Annotated in this window: 18 protein-coding genes; 8 read left to right on the forward strand and 10 right to left on the reverse strand. The window is 55.4% G+C overall.

Annotation, left to right across the window (positions count from 1 at the left end; all coding sequences use genetic code 11):
- Positions 1 to 104: 104 nt before the first annotated feature.
- Positions 105 to 1367, reverse strand: coding sequence for a serine hydroxymethyltransferase (gene glyA / locus HNR64_RS00755; RefSeq protein WP_204994727.1), 1263 nt, complete (start codon positions 1365 to 1367; stop codon positions 105 to 107).
- A 188-nt stretch (positions 1368 to 1555) separates the two neighbouring features.
- Here glyA and HNR64_RS00760 point away from each other — a divergent pair, with 188 nt between their 5' ends.
- The gene (locus tag HNR64_RS00760; RefSeq protein WP_239547409.1) at positions 1556 to 1960 is read left to right on the forward strand and encodes a gamma-butyrobetaine hydroxylase family protein; all 405 of its coding nucleotides are present in this window, start codon (positions 1556 to 1558) and stop codon (positions 1958 to 1960) included.
- 46 nt (positions 1961 to 2006) lie between these two features.
- Here HNR64_RS00760 and HNR64_RS00765 read toward each other — a convergent pair whose 3' ends face one another.
- Both HNR64_RS00765 and HNR64_RS00770 read right to left on the reverse strand, forming a co-directional pair.
- Positions 2007 to 2249, reverse strand: coding sequence for a hypothetical protein (locus tag HNR64_RS00765; protein WP_204994728.1), 243 nt, complete (start codon positions 2247 to 2249; stop codon positions 2007 to 2009).
- Between the two features lie 108 nt (positions 2250 to 2357).
- Positions 2358 to 3743 carry a PhoH family protein gene (locus HNR64_RS00770; protein ID WP_204994729.1) on the reverse strand — a complete coding sequence of 462 codons (1386 nt, stop codon included), beginning with the start codon at positions 3741 to 3743 and terminating at the stop codon, positions 2358 to 2360.
- 223 nt (positions 3744 to 3966) lie between these two features.
- Between HNR64_RS00770 and HNR64_RS00775 the strand changes: the two genes are divergently transcribed.
- Positions 3967 to 5982: a VacB/RNase II family 3'-5' exoribonuclease gene (locus HNR64_RS00775; RefSeq protein ID WP_204994730.1), complete on the forward strand. Its 2016-nt coding sequence runs from the start codon at positions 3967 to 3969 to the stop codon at positions 5980 to 5982.
- A gap of 22 nt (positions 5983 to 6004) precedes the next feature.
- Here HNR64_RS00775 and asnS read toward each other — a convergent pair whose 3' ends face one another.
- On the reverse strand, positions 6005 to 7399 hold the full coding sequence (gene asnS / locus HNR64_RS00780; RefSeq protein ID WP_204994731.1) for an asparagine--tRNA ligase: 1395 nt from the start codon (positions 7397 to 7399) through the stop codon (positions 6005 to 6007).
- Between the two features lie 132 nt (positions 7400 to 7531).
- On the opposite strand from asnS, the gene HNR64_RS00785 reads away from it, so the two are divergent.
- From HNR64_RS00785 to HNR64_RS17290, 3 genes are all read left to right on the forward strand, one after another.
- Positions 7532 to 8266: a glycerophosphodiester phosphodiesterase family protein gene (locus HNR64_RS00785; protein WP_204994732.1), complete on the forward strand. Its 735-nt coding sequence runs from the start codon at positions 7532 to 7534 to the stop codon at positions 8264 to 8266.
- Positions 8259 to 9437: a glycerol-3-phosphate dehydrogenase/oxidase gene (locus HNR64_RS00790; protein ID WP_204994733.1), complete on the forward strand. Its 1179-nt coding sequence runs from the start codon at positions 8259 to 8261 to the stop codon at positions 9435 to 9437. Before HNR64_RS00785 ends, HNR64_RS00790 begins: the two co-directional genes overlap by 8 nt.
- A 276-nt stretch (positions 9438 to 9713) precedes the next feature.
- The gene (locus HNR64_RS17290) at positions 9714 to 9836 is read left to right on the forward strand and encodes a hypothetical protein (protein ID WP_267878898.1); all 123 of its coding nucleotides are present in this window, start codon (positions 9714 to 9716) and stop codon (positions 9834 to 9836) included.
- Between the two features lie 340 nt (positions 9837 to 10176).
- Here HNR64_RS17290 and HNR64_RS00795 read toward each other — a convergent pair whose 3' ends face one another.
- Both HNR64_RS00795 and HNR64_RS00800 read right to left on the reverse strand, forming a co-directional pair.
- Positions 10177 to 11091, reverse strand: coding sequence for a methyltransferase (locus HNR64_RS00795; RefSeq protein WP_204994734.1), 915 nt, complete (start codon positions 11089 to 11091; stop codon positions 10177 to 10179).
- A gap of 110 nt (positions 11092 to 11201) precedes the next feature.
- Entirely contained in the window at positions 11202 to 11402 is a 201-nt protein-coding gene (locus HNR64_RS00800) for a YdcH family protein (RefSeq protein ID WP_027873205.1), read from the reverse strand.
- Positions 11403 to 11616: 214 nt separating this feature from the next.
- Between HNR64_RS00800 and HNR64_RS00805 the strand changes: the two genes are divergently transcribed.
- Entirely contained in the window at positions 11617 to 12744 is a 1128-nt protein-coding gene (locus HNR64_RS00805; protein WP_204994735.1) for a nitronate monooxygenase, read from the forward strand.
- Positions 12745 to 12780: 36 nt separating this feature from the next.
- Here HNR64_RS00805 and HNR64_RS00810 read toward each other — a convergent pair whose 3' ends face one another.
- Positions 12781 to 13407, reverse strand: coding sequence for a riboflavin synthase subunit alpha (locus HNR64_RS00810; protein ID WP_204994736.1), 627 nt, complete (start codon positions 13405 to 13407; stop codon positions 12781 to 12783).
- 96 nt (positions 13408 to 13503) lie between these two features.
- On the opposite strand from HNR64_RS00810, the gene HNR64_RS00815 reads away from it, so the two are divergent.
- Positions 13504 to 13776 carry a DUF1145 domain-containing protein gene (locus HNR64_RS00815; RefSeq protein ID WP_204994737.1) on the forward strand — a complete coding sequence of 91 codons (273 nt, stop codon included), beginning with the start codon at positions 13504 to 13506 and terminating at the stop codon, positions 13774 to 13776.
- Positions 13777 to 13851: 75 nt separating this feature from the next.
- Positions 13852 to 14646 carry a ParA family protein gene (locus HNR64_RS00820; protein WP_027873209.1) on the forward strand — a complete coding sequence of 265 codons (795 nt, stop codon included), beginning with the start codon at positions 13852 to 13854 and terminating at the stop codon, positions 14644 to 14646.
- Positions 14647 to 14654: 8 nt separating this feature from the next.
- Here the strand turns inward: HNR64_RS00820 and HNR64_RS17005 are convergent, their stop codons facing one another.
- The 3 genes from HNR64_RS17005 to HNR64_RS00835 all read right to left on the reverse strand — a co-directional run bounded on the left by HNR64_RS17005 (position 14655) and on the right by HNR64_RS00835 (position 18717).
- Positions 14655 to 15116: an LEA/WHy family protein gene (locus HNR64_RS17005; RefSeq protein WP_027873210.1), complete on the reverse strand. Its 462-nt coding sequence runs from the start codon at positions 15114 to 15116 to the stop codon at positions 14655 to 14657.
- 60 nt (positions 15117 to 15176) lie between these two features.
- Entirely contained in the window at positions 15177 to 15827 is a 651-nt protein-coding gene (locus HNR64_RS00830; RefSeq protein WP_204995019.1) for a YiaD family glycine zipper/OmpA-like lipoprotein, read from the reverse strand.
- 157 nt (positions 15828 to 15984) lie between these two features.
- A complete protein-coding gene (locus tag HNR64_RS00835) occupies positions 15985 to 18717 on the reverse strand; it encodes a CehA/McbA family metallohydrolase (RefSeq protein WP_204994738.1) in 2733 nt (910 codons plus the stop codon).
- Positions 18718 to 18747 lie beyond the last annotated feature (30 nt).

Raw genomic sequence — 18747 nt, forward strand, 5'->3', positions numbered from 1 at the left:
ACGGAACTTTCCAATACCACGACGCTAACACCACGCAATTTCGCTAGCTAATTTCACAGGCAAAAAAAAGCCGGGCAATGCCCGGCTCTTCAACCCATTTTACATTAAGCGTAAACGGGGTGGCGCTTACAAACCTCAAGCACCTTCGCTTTCACTTCTTCAATTTTAGCGCTGGCATCACCAGACTCGAGTGCTTCCAATACATCGCACATCCAGTTGGCCAGATCGATACACTCTGCTTCTTTGAAGCCGCGAGTTGTCACTGCCGGCGTACCTACGCGCAGACCACTGGTGATGAACGGTGAACGCGGATCGTTAGGAACCGCGTTTTTGTTCACGGTGATGTTAGCTGCCCCTAGCGCTGCATCAGCGTCTTTGCCGGTGTAAGGCTTGCCGATCAGATCCACCAACATCAGGTGGTTCTCGGTACCGCCTGAAACAATATTGATACCGCGATCAATAAAGGTCTTGGCCATCGCTTTTGCATTGGCAACCACCTGCTTTTGGTAGTCGACGTACTCAGGGCTCATTGCCTCTTTAAAGCTCACCGCTTTAGCGGCAATCACGTGCATCAGCGGACCACCCTGACCACCTGGGAAAACGGCAGAGTTCAGCTTCTTCTCAATTTCTTCGTTGGCTTTTGCCAGGATCAAACCGCCACGCGGACCACGGAGGGTTTTGTGAGTCGTGGTGGTTACCACGTCGGCAAAGGGCATTGGGTTGGGGTAGATGCCCGCCGCGACCAGACCCGCCACGTGAGCCATATCAACCATCAGGTAGGCGCCCACTTTGTCGGCGATTTCACGGAATTTCGCCCAATCGACAATGCCCGAGTACGCGGAGAAGCCCGCCACAATCATTTTGGGCTTATGCTCTAGAGCCAAGGCCTCTACTTGTGCGTAATCGATTTCGCCCGTGTCGTTGTTCAGGCCATACTGCACAGCATGATAGGTTTTGCCAGAAAAGTTTGGCTTGGCGCCGTGGGTCAAGTGACCACCCGCATCCAGGCTCATACCCAGCACTGTCTCACCTGGCAGCACCAACGCTTGATATACCGCTGCATTTGCCTGTGAGCCCGAGTGAGGCTGAACATTTGCGTAGTCAGCACCAAACAGTGCCTTGGCGCGCTCAATGGCCAGAGACTCGGCTTTATCTACATACTCACAACCGCCGTAGTAGCGCTTGCCAGGATAGCCCTCGGCGTATTTATTGGTCAGCGCCGTACCCTGAGCTTGCATTACGCGGGGGCTGGTGTAGTTCTCGGAAGCAATCAGCTCGATGTGCTCTTCCTGACGAACCTCTTCTTCCTGGATTGCAGACCAAATATCGTCGTCGAAACCAGCTATCGTCATCTCTTTGTTAAACATAGAACCCCCGCAAGGCAGATACAGGCTAAGAAAAGCCGCGCATTGTACAATAAACGCGCGCCGCCGGCACCGTTTTAGGCCGCCAACTTTGTTACGCAGAGCGGTAGCGACTTAGATTCTTCAAATTTGCACTCTACAGCGCACCAACGCTCAGCTATGATGTCGCCAGAGAAACTGGAAATCCCCATATGAATCAAACAGATATGCCGCCCCAGCAAATTAAGCTACACAAGAAATCACGCCTTCTGGAGCTCCGCTACGCCGACGGCAGTCACTACCAGCTCAGCTGCGAATTTTTACGTGTCTTCTCACCCTCGGCGGAGGTACGCGGCCACGGGCGCGGCCAGGAGGTATTGCAAACTGGCAAATTGAATGTGGAGATCCGCGATATTATTGCCGTCGGGAACTATGCGATTCAGCTAGTGTTCGATGACGGGCACGACAGCGGGATATACTCTTGGCGCTACTTGCGAGAACTCGGCGAAAATCATCAGACCTTATGGGAAGGCTATCTCGCAGAGTTGCGGGCGGCAAATGCCAGCCGCGACCCAGATGAGCAGATCGTCACACTCGTCGACCCAAGCAAGGGCTAGGGCCGGTTCGCACTAATTACGTAGTGTAAACAGCCCCTAGTCGAAATCAGTCTCTCAGGGAGATGGCCGGACGGAGATTAACGCCGCCATCTTCCTCCAAGATGCCAATGTTCATTCCTGTTGTATTTTCAACAACGACAACGGGCGGCTGAAAACGGGGACGACGGATAAACTTGATCTGCCAGCCAAAGTTTTCAATACGACGCAGTGACGTTCGCTGCAGCTCAGTAAGCAGCTCAGAAAGGTTGTGAGGCACAGGTTCCGCACCAACACGCTTTTCGTCAATCATGGCCGCACTCCCTCCAATTTAACGCCGAGTTTCATACCCCAACATTAATAAAGGCACAGTGCAGCGACTACCGCGGATTCACCCTATTGACAGACGGCGAGGCAGGCCCTACAAATTTTCTTCAGCAAACGCCGCTAACCTAGATCGTTCTATGCCATTTACATGCATCACCCCGGCGTGGGCGAAGTGCTTACTTTTCTCGACTAAGTAAGTTAGCCCGGAAGTAAGCGGCGAAATATATTTGTTGTCGATTTGGGCCAGGTTTCCCAGCACCACGATCTTCGAGTTAACCCCCACCCGAGTGATAATCGACTTAAGCTGAAACTGGGTTAAACCCTGCGCCTCATCGATAACAATATAGGCATTGTTGAACGAGCGACCGCGCATAAAGTTTAGTGACTTAAACTGTATATTGGCCTTGTCTTTAACATACTCGATGCTGCTGTAGGGCGACTCATCCCCCCCGTGCAACACCTCGAGGTTGTCATCAAAGGCGGCCAGCCACGGCGCCATTTTTTCTTCCTCGGTGCCAGGCAAGAAGCCGATATCCTCGGCAATTGGCGGCGTCGACCGCGCCACAATCAACTTGTCATAACGCTTTTCTTCAAGTATCGCGTGCAAGCCATAGGCCAGTGCGATTAGGGTTTTACCCGAGCCCGCCGGGCCGGTAAGCACGGTCATATCAATATCCGCCTGGGCGATGAGAAAAAATGCCATCGCCTGCTCCATGTTGCGCGGCGTGAGGCCCCACAGACTTTGGTGCATTAACTGCTCAGGGCACAGATCCAATAACTCAACCCGGTCATCATCTACCGCTCTCACCAAACCGGCAAAGCCGCTGTCATCATAGATGAACTGATTGATATGCACATGGGGAAGCACCGACCTGCTTAAAACATGCAGGGTTTGCGGCCCCTCCCGCAGGGTTTCCACACTGTCGACCTGGTCCCAGAATCGCCCGGCCAGGTGTTCATAGCCCTTCGCCATATACTGGATATCTTCCAGCACCCGATCCCGCCGGTAGTCCTCAACATTTTCCAGCCCTGACCCCTTGGCCTTCAAACGCATGTTGATGTCTTTGGTTACCAAACAAACGTAGGCCTTTGGGTTTTTCACCTGCAAGTGCAAGGCAACGTTAATAATACGGTTATCGTTCGCCTGCTGCTGGCTGCCATCCAGGTAGGGAGCCTCGGTATCGTGACTGATTAGTTGATCGGGAAAGATCGCCAGGGAGCCCGCAGCCTCGCCTTCACGCGCCGCCGGGATCGGCACCCCCTCCTGAATCTGCTTGGGGCTGGCCTTGAATAGAATTTTATCAATCGCATTGATCGCAATGCGCGCCTCACGGCTTACGTCCTTGTCACGCCGGTCCTTAATGTGATCAAGCTCTTCGAGCACCGTCATCGGCACGACCACACGGTGCTCATGGAAAGCACTCAGGGCCATCGGGTCATGCAATAGAACATTGGTATCCAGAACAAAGATTTTTTCCATCAGGGGCTCTCTACTGGCTGCAAGAAACAAATCGGACCGTTGCTCAGTTGCGCGACGAGCAACGTGGTGAGGATGTTTTGAGGAAGAGAAGACGGCGGCATGGCTGCCCCCGCATAGCGGCTACCAAGCCTACAACTGATGGCCCATCGGGCCTTGTCGGAATGGGGCAAACGGCTGCTCCAATAAGGACATGCTGTCTTGAATATTAAAAGCTACCGCGGTGATGTCAACTAAATCTGGTGCCCAATGCGCCCATAACCTCGGCGAGCAAGACGCGGCGGAGGTTTTCCGCTACCCTATCGCCCCTTTCTCAGACCGAAAGCCAAGGTATCTCAACACCATGCTCGACCAAAACGCCCTGCAACAGCTAAAGCAGCTGAAAACCGACATCATTGAAAGTAAGGATCAGGGCGAAGGTGAGGTACGCGGCAGCCAGCGCCGCTTCGGCTTTGTGCGCCTTGATGATGGCCGGGATGTGTTTCTCCCCCCCGACGAGATGCTGCGCGTATTTCCCGGTGACCGGGTAAAGGTCAATGTGTTGACCGATGACAAGGGCAAGTTTAAGGGCGAGCTGGAGAAACTGGTCAATAGCCCTCTGACAAGTTTTACAGGCCGATACATCGTTCGTGGGCAAGGGCACTTTGTGGAGCCCGACCTGCCCCGCTTTAATAAACTGCTCTTCATCCCGCCTTCTGAGCGCAAAAAAGCGCAACCCGGGGATTACCTGCACTGCAAAGTCCATCGCCACCCCTGGAAAGATGGCAAGTCTCAAGTAAAAGTACTGAGTAAAATCGGCAGCCCCGAAGACGCTGGCGTAGAGGGCAAGTATACCCTGTGTAAATTTGAGCTGCCTTTTGGGTGGCCCGCCGAGGAAGAGCTCATCGACAGCCGCGCAAACCAACGTGAGGACCTGCGCGACACACCCTTTGTAACAATTGATTCTGCCAGCACGCGAGATATCGACGATGCGATCTACGCAGAGGCTAACGACGCCGGCTGGACGCTGCAAGTCGCGGTAGCCGACCCCGGCGCTTACATTGAAGCAGGCAGCGAATTGGATCGCGCCGCCCAGCAGCGCGCGAGTACGGTCTATCTACCAGGGTGCACTCAGCCCATGCTGCCCGAGCGCATCAGCCAAGACCTCTGCTCACTGGCAGAAGATGTTGAGCGCGCCGCCCTGGTTTGTAGCATGCAAATTAGCCAAAGCGGCGAAATCAAAGATATTGCTTTCTCAGAAGCCCTGATTCGCTCCCGTGCAAAACTTAGCTATGACGACGTCGCCGCCCACTTGGCAGGAGGCCCTCAACTGCCTCACGCCAGCATTGAGGCGCTACATCAAGCCTGCGGGGCGTTGCGCAAGTGGCGTGAAGAAAATGCCCTGATCATGCCCGAGCAAGCAGATTTTCACTATGACTTGGACGAGCAGGGCCGCATCACTGCCATCGTCCGCCAGGATCGCAATGACGCCCACCGCTTGGTAGAAGAATGCATGCTCGCCGCCAACCGCAGCGCCGCATTATGGCTGCGCGAAAAGCGCGGCACCGACCGTGCTTTATACAATGGTCACGCCGGATTCAGAGAGGAACGCCTCGAGAGTATCGGCAAGCTGGTCGACCACGCCCTGCCAGAATATAGCGACGCGCCGGTTCAAGAACTCGACGGCTACCGGCGCGTATTGAGCGCCGCGTCTAAGGCAGATAGCCCACTGCCGCTGCGCAGCATTATGGCTCGCATGCTTCAGCCGGGGGAGCTCAGCGCCGAACCACGCCCACATTTTGGCCTGGGCTTCGATTGCTACAGCACCTTCACCTCGCCGCTGCGTAAATACAACGACTTGGTTGTGCAGCGCTGCATTCGCGCCTGCCTGGACAACACCAGCGGCGGCGACTTGAGCGACGACGCCATTGCTCAACTGCAAGAAAAGCTGCGCAATGTGCGCCAAGCCAGCCGGCAAATGGAACAATGGCTACAGTACCAGTATCTGGCCAAACAGCCCTCGGAGCAGACCTACGCGGGCCACATTGCCCACCTCAATGGCGGCGGCTTTACCGTCGAGCTCCACGATAGCGGTATCAGCGGATTCGTTGAGGCTCGATCGATTCCGGAAAAGCTCAGTTTCGACGCCGACACCCTGCGCCTTTATAACGATCAGCAAAACTATCAACTGGAGCAGGCAGTTACGGTGAAAGTGGCCGAGATCGACCCCTTCCAGCGCAAGTTACTGTTCACACTCGTCTGAGCACCAGCGCGCGTGACGCCCCTTAAAACTCCGCGTGCCTCGGTACGCGGGGGAAGGGAATCGCATCGCGGATATTGTCCATGCCGGTGATGTAATTCAACAGCCGCTCAAAACCCAGGCCGAAGCCAGCGTGAGGCACGGTACCGTAGCGGCGAAGGTCACGATACCACTCCAACCCTTCCAACTGTTGATCCTTCATGCGTTGGTCAAGAACATCCAGGCGCTCCTCACGCTGGCTGCCGCCGATAATTTCACCAATGCCCGGTGCCAGCACATCCATGGCAGCTACCGTTCTGCCATCGTCATTCAGGCGCATGTAAAACGCTTTAATATCTTTTGGGTAGTTACTGACGATTAGCGGCCCACCCACATGTTGCTCACAAAGATAGCGCTCGTGCTCGGATTGCAGGTCTCGCCCCCATTCCACCGGGTAGTCAAAAGAGGCCTTCGCTGATGTGAGTATTTTCACCGCCTCGGTGTAATCCATGCGCGCAAACTCACGCTCAGACACCGCCTGCAAGCGCGACAGCACCGTGTCGTCGATATACTGATTAAAGAAGGCCAAGTCGTCTTCGCAGTGCTCCAGCACCTGCTTAATCAGGTAGCGCAAAAAATCTTCTGCCAAGGCGGCATCGTCGTCAAGGTTAGCAAAGGCCACCTCCGGCTCAACCATCCAAAACTCAGCCAGGTGCCGGCTGGTATTTGAGTTTTCCGCGCGAAAGGTCGGCCCAAAGGTATATACCTTGCTCATCGCCAGGCAGTACGCCTCGGCATTCAGCTGCCCCGATACGGTAAGAAATGCCTCCCGGCCAAAGAAGTCCTGACTGAAGTCGACGGCGCCGTGGTCATCGCGAGGCAGGTTTTGCAAATCAAGCGTGCTGACACGAAACATTTCTCCGGCGCCCTCACAGTCACTGGCCGTTATCAGCGGCGTATTAATCCACTGAAAGTCGCGCTCAAAGAAGTAGCGGTGCACCGCATTGGCCAGCACCGTGCGCACACGCGTGATCGCGCCAAAGGTATTGGTACGTGGGCGCAGGTGCGCCACCCCACGCAGGTATTCAAAACTGTGACGCTTTTTGGCGATAGGGTAAGTATCGGGGTCGTCGACCCAGCCGTAGACCTCGATCTCCTCCGCCTGAATTTCCACGCTCTGCCCCTTACCCTGAGAGGCGACTAGCGTACCGACAACGCGTAGCGAACAGCCGGCCGTTAAGCGCTGCACATCCGACTGGTAATTAGCCAACTCGCCCGGCGCCACCACCTGCAAGGCGTGCTGGGTCGAGCCGTCGTTCACCGCCAAGAAAGAGAAGCCACCCTTGGAGTCACGACGACTGCGCAACCACCCCTTTATCTCGACCGTTGCACCCAGCTCTACGCTACCACTAAGTAGCTTTTTAACCGACGTTCCCAGCATATCCCTCCCCTGAACGCGTCATAACCGCGCAATTTCTCAAGCAATAAAGCAAATAGTTGGCTATTGTGCATCAACCATCTTTTTCCTGTAAGACGTAACAGCTAAAGTTGCCCCCTTGGCAGGAAAGACCCTATGCAGATCGAAAATTTTGTCGCCCACCGTGGCTGGCGACAGCATTTCCCAGAAAACACCTTGCTGGCACTGCGCGAAGCGGCTCGCGTGGGCGCGGTTAAGCTCGAGCTAGATGTGCAGCTCAGTGCTGACGGTACACCGTTTATCTTCCACGACCCAGCGTTAACACGTTTGTGCCAACAACCCGGCATGATCTGGGACTATACGGCGGCCGAACTTGCAACGATGTCAGCCTACGAGCCCGAGCGCTTTGGAGACCAGTTCAGAGGCACGCCGCTCAGCCCCCTCCAGGCGGTGACCGGTTTACTCGACGACTACCCGTCGGTAGATATTTATGTCGAGCTGAAAGGGGAAAGTCTCGCCCAGTTTGGCGCAAACGCCATGGTCAGCGCGGTCACGCAAGCCCTACAGGGCTACCAACACCGCTGCGTGCTCATCAGCTTTGAGCTCGACGCCCTGCTGGTTGCCAAGAACAACGGCTGGCAGCGGTGCGGCGCGGTTTTCGACTACTGGCCGGACTGGCAGCTGGCGTCGCTGGCTGAATTGACGCCTGAAATCGTGTTTATGGACCGCAACTGCGTCCCCGTAGAGACCGATCTGCGCACCCTGCCGCTACCGCTGCTGATCTATGAGGTAGGCAGCGCCCTGGAGGCCCGCGACTGGTTCGAACGCGGAGCCGCCGGAATAGAAAGTTTTAATATTGGCGAAGTATTACAGGAGCTCCACCTTGTCTAACGATATCCACACCGAAGTTGCCATCATTGGCGGCGGCGTTCAGGGCGCAGGCATTGCCCAAGCCGCAGCGGCAGCGGGCTACGACAGCTGTATTTTCGAGCGCGCAACCTGGGCGGCAGGCACCTCTCAGCGCTCAAGCAAATTAATTCATGGCGGTCTGCGCTATCTGGAAACGGCGCAATTCTCCCTGGTGTTCCACAGCCTGCGCGAACGCGCCCAGCTGCTGCGCAACGCGCCAGAGCTTGTTCGCCCGGTACCCTTTTATATTCCTATTTATAAAAATACCTCGCGCCGCCCCTGGCAAATTCGCGCCGGCTTAACGCTCTACTACTTGTTGAGTGGCGGTAGCCCACTGGGGCATTTCCGCAAATTGAAGAAAGAAGAGTGGCACAACCTTGATGGTCTGGATACCAACGGTCTGCAGGCGGTATTCCAGTACTGGGACGGTCAAACCGACGACCGGCTGCTAACCGAGGCTGTTGTCGACTCCGCCGCGCAACTGGGCGCGCAAACTTTCACGGGCTGGGAGCTGTTAGAAGCCAAAAAGAACGAAGATGGCTATTCGCTGACCTTCAACACGGCTGACGGTGAGCGCCGCTGCCATTGCAAAAGCCTGGTTAATGCCACCGGCCCTTGGGTAAATCAAACGTCGCAGCGCATCGAAAACGCAGCGATGACCGAGGAGATCGAACTTGTGCGCGGCAGCCATATTGTGGTCGATAAACGCCTCGGGCGCGGCGTCTACTACATGGAGGCTCCCAGCGACCGGCGCGCCGTTTTTGCCATGCCCTGGGGCGAGCATACACTGGTTGGCACCACCGAGATCATTCACCGCGATGGCCCAGATAATATCGCGCCAAGCAACGATGAAATCACCTACCTTCAAGATACGCTCAGCCACTTTTTCCCGGGTGAGAAACCCGCGCTTATCGACGCATGGGCAGGGCTGCGCGTTCTACCGCGCTCGGACGACAGTGCCAACAAACGCCTGCGCGACACATTCCTGATGTGTGACGACGAAAATAGCCCGAAAATTCTGTCGGTATACGGCGGCAAGCTCACCGCCTATCGTCACACGGCAGAGCGAGTGCTCGGGCTGCTGAGCAAACGCTTAGGCCCCCGGACACCGCGAGCAGACACCCGGCGCACGCCCCTCGCTCCCCGGCAGTAAATTGCTTACATGGGAAGCGGCGACCCCGCCGTTTCCCATGTATTACAGCAATTTAACCCCCGCGACATGATGGCAGGGGCTTAAACAAATGATGAACTTTTGCTTAGAATTCATTTAACACACTGATTTTATTAAAATTATCTAGCATTCATAAGCTTAATTTTCGCCACCTTAGGCCACACACACGACGCCGACTCCCCTCCTCCCTGTAACCCCTGTTAAGCCGCTTTCTCCCTATACTGACCCTGTCATCAAGACATTCACAGGAGAAGCAACATGGCTCATACATTGACTATCAACGAGATCAACAAAGCAGAAGTGGTAACGGATATCGCAGCCCGTCTTGCACTGGCCAGCATCATTGCCGCCGGCTTTATTGCCAGCATCGTTGCACTGTAAAAACCACAGCAGCAAAACCGAGAGGATCACACTATGAAAGCGATCACTGCAACTGAAATGAACAATGCAGAAATTTATGCTGACATCACTGCTCGCGTGAGCTTTATCAGCATTGTCGCAGCGGGGCTTATTGCCTGTTTAATCGCGCTGTAAACGCAAGCCACTGCAGGCATACCACCTCCAACGCCGGCAGCTGAGTACAAACCGTCGCCAGTCCATCATCATCGCGACGAAATGCCGCCCGCCACATCGGCGGGCAGTCAATTCCCCGCCACACCTTAACGCCCCTACCAGAACGTAGCACCCACGCATTGTCAGGTGCCGCAGTTCGAATTGCCAACTAGACCGCCCCGCTCTTGTGGCGGCACAACAAGTGAACATAACGCCCCAAGGCCCAAAACGGCTCCTGAGCACCGTACTGCCAGTCGATTTCAAGCATATCGTCAACGCTGCGCTCGCGGCGTAATTGTCTGGACATTAGGTCATGGCTAATGCGAACCCCTCGGCGCGATACCACCTCAAGGCCCACCGCGGAAAGCGCCGCCTCAACATCCTGCGGCCGGCGGGGCGATGGCGGCGTTAAACCTCCGGGGTGTCCGGCAAAATCCTCGTCACGCAGTTTGTATAAATTGCCCTTAATCATATTGCCCAATACCAATGCATTGAGGTTATAGAACATCAGCGACAGGTGGCCGCCCTCTTTTATACCTGCAGCGAGGTGGCGTAGCACTTGCTCCATATCTGCCACCCACTCCAGCACGGCATGACAGATCACCAACTGAAACTGCCCCTGAGCGGCCATACCTTGAATAGGCGCATGGGACAACGACAACTGCCCTGAGCGGCAGTATGAAGATAGACGCTCCCCTGCCAGATCGAGCATCTCCTGTGAAATATCATTGAGCTCAAGCCGGTGCCCCTGCTCGAGAAAGACCTCGGCCATTTGCCCTAATCCACCGCCGGCGTCCCAAATGCTTACCGGCTCACCACCAAAAAGCGCTGGTAGCTTTTCCTCGAGCTCTCGGCGGCAAATTGCCAGGCGAAGTTGGCCTTTCGGATTGCCATAGATATTGCGCTGAAAGCGTTGGGCAATTCCGTCAAAGTTTCGGTCGGACATTGGGCTAGCGTCAATGCAGAAAATGAGGCGGACAGTGTAGAAGGTGATCGCCGCGACGGCAATTAAGGAGTAAACGCCAGAAACCAAAAAGCCGGCGCAAGCGCCGGCTTTCTGAAAATTCGACTTCCACTGTCGCATCCAATCCGTTGAATGCCTTAGTCTTCCTGACGACTGCTATTAGAGCAGGCTCGACGTTGGGCCAACAGGCGTTATCACCAGCCCGTGTTGTGAGATATATCTCACAAACACTAGGCGTCAATGTCGGGAATCATCTCGCTGTGCAGGCGTTCGATCGTGTCTTTAATGCGTAGTTTTTCTTTTTTTAGGCGCTGCAACAGCAGCTGATTTTGCCAGGGATTCGACGCCAACAACGAAATTTCTTCGTCTAAGGCGCGATGCCGGCGCTTGAGCAGCAATAGACGCGCACCTGCAGAAAGGCAATTATCCATAGTACGGTCATTTTCCAGGGTTGGATCGAAGCCCTTATTGTTACCCCCCCGGCCATGCGAAAACAAGCGTCATCAGGGCAAGCCACTGATCTTTTTCGTCACTGGGCAATGATAACTTACGCCATTGTTGCCCCCCACAGCCTTGGCAATACTGTAGCGCGTATTCATCGAACGGCACGCCAGCGGGTGTTGCCCTGATTCAGAGGCTTAGGTAATGCAAACCGAACTATGTAAAAAACTGGGTATCGAGTACCCAATCTTCGCATTCACTCACTGCCGTGACGTGGTGGTTGCCGTAAGTAAAGCCGGCGGTATCGGCGTACTCGGCGCGGTTGGCTTTTCGCCCGAAGAACTAAAAGAAGAACTTGATTGGATCGACGCCCACATTGGTGACCTGCCCTACGGCGTGGACATCGTTATTCCGCAAAAATATGAAGGCATGGGCGATATGAGCCCCGAAGAGCTGGAAAAGCAGCTCTGGGATATGGTGCCCGAGGAACACGTGGAGTTCGCACAGAAGCTGTTGGCCGACCATGGCGTTCCCGAGTGGCCAGACGGTAGCAAGGGTATGGGCCTGCTTGGCTGGACAGAAGCCACAGCAACTCCACTGCTCAAAGAAGCCCTCACACGCCCTAAGTGTAAACTGATCGCGAACGCCCTCGGCACACCACCGGCTGACAAGGTCAAAATGATTCAAGACAGCGGCCGCCTGGTTGGCGCACTGTGCGGCAAAGTTAAGCAGGTAAAAGCTCACCGCGAAGCGGGTCTGGACTTTATCGTTGCCCAAGGCGGCGAAGGTGGCGGCCACACTGGTGATGTTGGCTCTATCGTATTCTGGCCACAGGCCGTAAAAGCGGCGGGCGACATTCCCGTACTGGCTGCTGGCGGCATTGGTAGCGGCGAACAAATGCTGGCGGCGATGGCAATGGGCTGCGCTGGTGCATGGAGCGGCTCACTGTGGCTGACCGTTGAAGAGGCGCATGCCGAACCTGCACAGAAAGAGTCATTGCTAAAAGCAACCAGTGAAGACACTGTGCGCTCACGCTCCTGGACCGGAAAGCCCTGCCGAATGCTCAAGAATGATTGGACCGATGCGTGGTCGACCCCCGGCAACCCTGAGCCGCTGGGCATGCCGCTGCAAGGCTTGGTTACTGGCGACGGCATTCGTCGCACCGCCAAATATGCCGCAGTGGGCGAATGTCAAAAAGTTGCCTTCAACCCGGTAGGACAGGTCGTCGGACAAATCAACGAGGTCGAGTCCACCCGCAATGTGGTGTTCCGCCTGATCAACGAGTACGTCGACGCGCTGGATCGAATCAATAGCTTGATGCCAGACGCGTAAAAGCCCCGAAACAACGGCGCCTTCAAGGCGCCGTTTTTACTCCCGGTTTACGCCCTGCTCTGCCAACACCCTTTCCACCGTGTCGACAATAACCTGGGTCTGACGATCCACCTCGATATTCACTTCGCTGCCCACCACCAGTGCACTTAAATTAGTACTGCGAAGCGTTTCCGGGATCAAACAGACGGAAAAAATACCGCGCTCTTTATCCATACTCGCCACGGTCAGGCTGCAACCGTGCAAGCCAATAAAGCCCTTGTGGAACACATATTTACACAAGGCCTCGGGCAACTGGAAAAACAAACTCACATTGTTTTCAGAACACTGCACCTCACAGACTTTGGCCCGCCCATCAATATGGCCGGAAATCAGATGACCGCCGATTTCCGCCCCCTGCTTAGCGGAACGCTCAACATTGACGCTGTCACCCATTTTTAGCTGCCCCAACGTGGTGAGCGACAGCGTTTCCTGCATCGCGTCAAAGTGCACTGTCGGACCATCGATGCGAGTGACCGTCATACATACGCCATCTAGCGCAATACTGGCACCAATGCTCAGATCATCTTGCAGAGACTCGGGCAGATCCACAGCCAGGCGTCGCAAACCCGGTTCATCGATCAAACCACACAGGGGGAAGGCGCCCTGAACAATGCCTGTATACATCCATCAACTCCTGGCTAGTGATTGCAGCAATACTACGAATATCGCATTATGCGTGGCCAACAATTATCCGCAAAGTAATAACAACAAGAGGTGCCTATGGGACTCCGTATAATGAACATTGCCACACTGGTATTTTGGCTGGCTTTCGTGATCAACTTTTTCCAAACCTTGGCTGGCGACAGCAGCCACTGGATCAATTGGGTCGGCTACGGCCTTTTAGCCGCTCACTTCTGTGAATGCCTCATCTTCCGCAAAGAGTTGCACCGCGATTACGCGAACAACCTGGCGCTGGGTTACATTACCGTGCTGCTACTTGGCCTAGGCCGAACGTCGGCGTGGCTGAATGAGCGTAAATCTACCGCAGTCTAAGTCATCAGCCATAGCCCACAACCCGCGGAACTGCTAGCATTATCCACTTCGAACAATGTGCAATAGGGCGAGTCAATGAAGCGGGTTATCTTTAACCAAAAAGGTGGCGTGGGCAAAACAAGTATCAGCTGCAACCTGGCAGCTATCAGCGCCTGGAAAGGCTTTAAAACCCTGCTGATCGACTTGGACATCCAAGGCAACAGCAGCGAGTACCTCGTCGGTGAACAGTTTCGCGACCTCGACGACAATGCCGCCAGCTTTTTTAAGCAAAAGCTGGCTCTTTTTGGCAAGAGCAAAGACGCGGGTGACTGCGTATACGAAACCGAATTCGACAATCTCTACTTGATGCCGTCAAGCCCCGAGTTAGCCGTGATCGAGCGCGAACTCGAGAGCCGACACAAAATCTACAAACTCCGCGATGCCCTGCGTGAGCTGGAAAAAGAATATGAGCATATCTATATCGATACGCCACCCGCATTGAATTTTTACAGCCGCTCAGCCCTGATTGCCGCCGACAGCCTGGTCATCCCCTTTGACTGCGATAGCTTTTCGCAGGGCGCACTGATGGGCTTACTGGAAACCGTGGAGGAGATTCGCGAAGACCACAACCCCGGGCTGCATTTAGAAGGCATTGTGGTCAATCAGTTTCAGGCCCAGGCGAGCTTGCCCGCCCAGTTGGTAGACAGCCTGCGTGCTAACGAGCTGCCCGTTTTCGAACAATACCTGAGCAGCTCTGTAAAAATGAAGGAATCGCGCAACCGACAATTGCCGCTTGTGCACCTTGCCCCCTCCCACAAACTCACGCAGCAGTTGATTGCACTGCACGACAGCTTGAGCGACAGCGGCAGCAAGGCCGCACGCCGGGCATAGCACTGCAACTAAGGCGTTGCTCGGCCATTGATACCGACAACGCCCTTCTTGACGACCGTCATATCCCCCAGGCCAAAGTTGCCCACATCTGCACTCAACTTGAGCTCATAATCCAGGTCGGCACCAACGTTACTCAGCAAATTGCGCAGTAAGCCAATGCCACTGAGCAGGTTAATACCCACTGGCACCTCAATATTGCTCTGGCCATTCGCTGGCACCCGCACTTCTTCATTAAAGCTGCCCGATGCCAGCTTGCTGCCAGCCAGGTGCATTTCATAACGCAGCCGTCCCAAATTCAGCTCAAAGCCATTTGGGTTATCCAGCTGCAAGCCCACCAGCAATTGCTGCTGAAGGCCGTTGGACGCACCAACATTAATGCGGGTTATCGCCACTTCTGGCTTGGTAATAGGGCTAAAACTTGCACAGGCACTCAACAGCAGCGCAATGGCAGCAACAAAGAATTTATTCACGGAATTTGCCTTGAAAAGAGAAGGGACGCCGAGCGGCGCCCCAAGCAGAAGAGTAGTGACCTATTGCTGCATGGGCAGCAGTTCAATCTCTACACGGCGGTTTTGAGCACGCCCGGAGGCTGTGCTGTTGTCCGCAATTGGGTCGCGAGGACCATAACCTGTTGCGCGAATACGGCTCGACGCAACACCTTGGTTCATAAAGTAACGCGCGACGCTGCCTGCACGCTGTTCTGACAGTGTCTGGTTAGTCTGAAAACTACCGGTCGAATCTGTGTAACCATTCACTTGCATCAGCGTTTTATCAAACTCTTTAGCGACTAACGCGACGCTGTCCAATACGCTGGTGAAGCCACTCATGATGACGGAACTACCGGTATCAAAGGTGATATTGCCCGGCATAATCAATTTGATGGTATCGCCCACACGCTGCACGCCAACGCCAGTGCCTTCCAGGCGAGCACGAAGTTTGGCTTCCTGGCGGTCCATGTAATAACCGTAGCCACCACCCGCAGCAGCGCCGGCTGCAGCGCCGATCAACGCACCTTTTTTACGGTCTTTCTTACTGGATACTGCCGCACCCAGTACCGCACCCCCTAGTGCACCCCAGCCGGCACCCTTAGCGGTATTACTGGCCTTTTCTTCCCCTGTGTACGGGTCGATGCTACACGCAGTGACAAATAGCGCGACGGTGATACATGCAACGAGGCGCATGGACTTCTGAATACGGATCATATTTCCCCCTAACACTTTGGTATGTCTGTTTTTGCTACAGACTCTGACTCGATAATGGCACAAGCTTTCCAATAAAAAAGGGCCACTATTCACATCCAGTATTATTACTGTGGCTTATGACAATTAAATAGTAGTCCTAGTTCAGCGGTGCGCGCCACTTTCCATCTCGATTGGCATCAAAGTAAATGGGGTTACTCAGTGCCAGCGGATGCAAACCGGGGTAAAGCTGGCGGTAACGGTCGCCCGCAGGCCCGCTTACCTCAACCACTACCCAGGCATCCTCCTCGACCACCAGCTCGATTACTTTGTGGTCGTTAGCCCGGCATGGCAGCTGACGATATATGCGACCGTTTACCCAGATTGTCATCTGCTCCAGCTCGACCCAGGGCGCCGAGCGCAGCTGCACATGCAGCTCTGCCCTACGCCCCGCAAAGGTATCGCCAATACCCGCTTGTTGGTCACCCTCTCGCAGAGTGAGCGCCATGAACGGGCCGGTCGTCATAAAGCTGCGCCCCTCTGACAGCGCCTCCACCAGCGCTGCCTCGCTGATGGGCAAGCCGCCGGACTCCGGCAGATAAATATAATTTCTTGGGATCGCAGCGTGCTGACGACGACCATGGGAGTCGCTATTTCCCGTCGCACCGCGTCGGGCGCCCTGGTTCAGCAGCGAGAACCAGTCGTCACGCACTGCCTCATACACCGCAAACTCACTGCCGTTGAGCACTTCCAACAAGTCAAAATCAATATCGCGGGCACCGCTGGCCGGGTCCACCTTCAGCAGGCTGTTATTGTTCTCACTATTCAAGGGCAGCGCAGGGTCATACTCTTTCCCGACAGAAAGGTGCTCGAAAAACGCCAAGTCAGTGTCTAGCGGAGCGACAGCCCGTGGATGGTTTAGCTGAAACAGTGCGCCTGGGTCACGACGCTTAACATCGGCAATCAATTCGCGCAGCGCCCTACCTTCAATTTTGGGAATGCCCCCAGCGTATTGCTCCGGCCGCGCCTGCAGGGGAAATGCATTACTGTGGCCGATTGTGAACGGCGCCTCGGCGGTGTGCGCCATACCCGTGAACTCACTGCCTACTACAAGCTGCAGCACCCCGTTCAAGCCCATCGCCGCCACCGCATTGCGACCATCGACAATGCGATTGTGCTCTGAAGCGACCAGAAGTTCGGCGCCCTGCGCGGCAAAGCTGCGCAGACGCTCTTGCAGGGGCAGCACGGAATCAAAGCTGGCGCCACTGTGAACGTGTAAGTCAGCGCTTCGCCAGTCTTCGCTATACCACGCCCGCTGGGGCGGCCGAATAGGCAATTCACTGCGCTGCCCGGCGACAACGGTCAGCAGGTATTCTTCGATGTCATATTCAATTCCGCGCCCCACCAGCACGCGGTAGTGCCCCTCGGGCAGAGAAATATGCTCGGGGTCAGAGGGAACGCCGGCAAGGTCAATGCGATTCCCCTGGTCTTCATTGCGCAGGGCAATCCCCCCTTCAGAAAACGCCAGTAAGTCGTCGCCAAACTCGGGGTCGGCCGTGCCATCCACGCCGAAAAAATACAAACTCATGGCAACATTGCGAGGCAAACTGAGTTCACCATTTTGGGTAAACACCCAACGTCCCGAGTCATTGCGGCTATCCACCACCGAAAGCTCTCTCGCTTTGCGCTGCCCCCAGGGGGTCACTGCGCTAACCCTGACGCGCTGGGCACGATCGGGCAGGCGCACGCGAAAACTACCATCGGCATTAGGGCGCACCTGCGTTACGGCTCTTTCATGCCGGTCCCACACCGAAAAGGACACCGCTTGGTGGCTGCTATAGCCGCGCAGCTCGGGACCCCGATAGATCTGGTCGGTGACCGATGCCACGTCGCTGCGCTTGCCTACCACCACATTAAAATTGGCGAGCAAGCGCTCCTTTTTGTCGATATCCATAAATCGATTCTGCAACATCGACAACCAGTTCAGGCGCTCACTTTGCATCCACAACGGGCGCGTCATCCAGCCGTGCATGCTGTAATCGGGAAACACCGCCAGGAACGTAGGCAGCGAGCGTCGCGTGCCACTGGCAGTAATCAGCTCAGCAGACTCAAGCTGGACGCCATAACTGACCCCGGCCTCATAGGCGTCACTGCCAACCAGAATATTCCAGTCTGCGGGCATGAGACCATTGATCAACGAAGCGGTGTCGTGGCGATCTATCTGCTTTTGTGCAAAGCCCAGTGTCGCCTCTGGCGCATAGCTCGAATAGCTAAAGGGCGACAGTGCCCGCTGCGAGTAGAGGGTAAACAAACCGCTCAAACGCAGTGCCGGCCCCTCGGCGTAGCGGCTTATCTCTACCTGCACGTTCAGCGTTTGACTGTCTTCCTCAAGACGGTAGCGAACAATCTGACGCAAGCCATCGCGCTGGCCTAGGGTAACGATTTCGGCACCGCCATCACGAATTTCGGCGTGAATGCGCTGCACGGGAATCGCGGTGTCTTTGCTCAAACCCGTCAGGAAATTGGCGTAGCTCCACTGGTCATCGTCCCGGTCACAGTAGCCAAGATCGACCAAGCTGCCACCACCGCTAACGATGCCCGCATCGTGTTCTACATCACTTATCGCCGCGCAAAGTACACCGTTACTCAGCCACCAATCACCCACGCCGGCAATCGCATCGGGCCCACCGCGGGGATAGCTATCCATCTTAGCCAGCTGCATTTGCTCGGCCCGCAACAGTGACGATACCGCCTCCGGCTCGGCATCCACATCAGGTAAAAATTCCAGCGGCGGACGAACTAACGATTGCGCCAACACCGCAGAGGTTAGCCCGCAGAAACATACGGCGAGCAAGGCTCGCGCGCGGCAAAAAAAGCGAGGGGGACGAGTCATTAAATATCCTTTTTCATGAAAGGCCCCAAA

This window comes from Spongiibacter marinus (assembly GCF_016906995.1).
GTDB lineage: Bacteria > Pseudomonadota > Gammaproteobacteria > Pseudomonadales > Spongiibacteraceae > Spongiibacter > Spongiibacter marinus.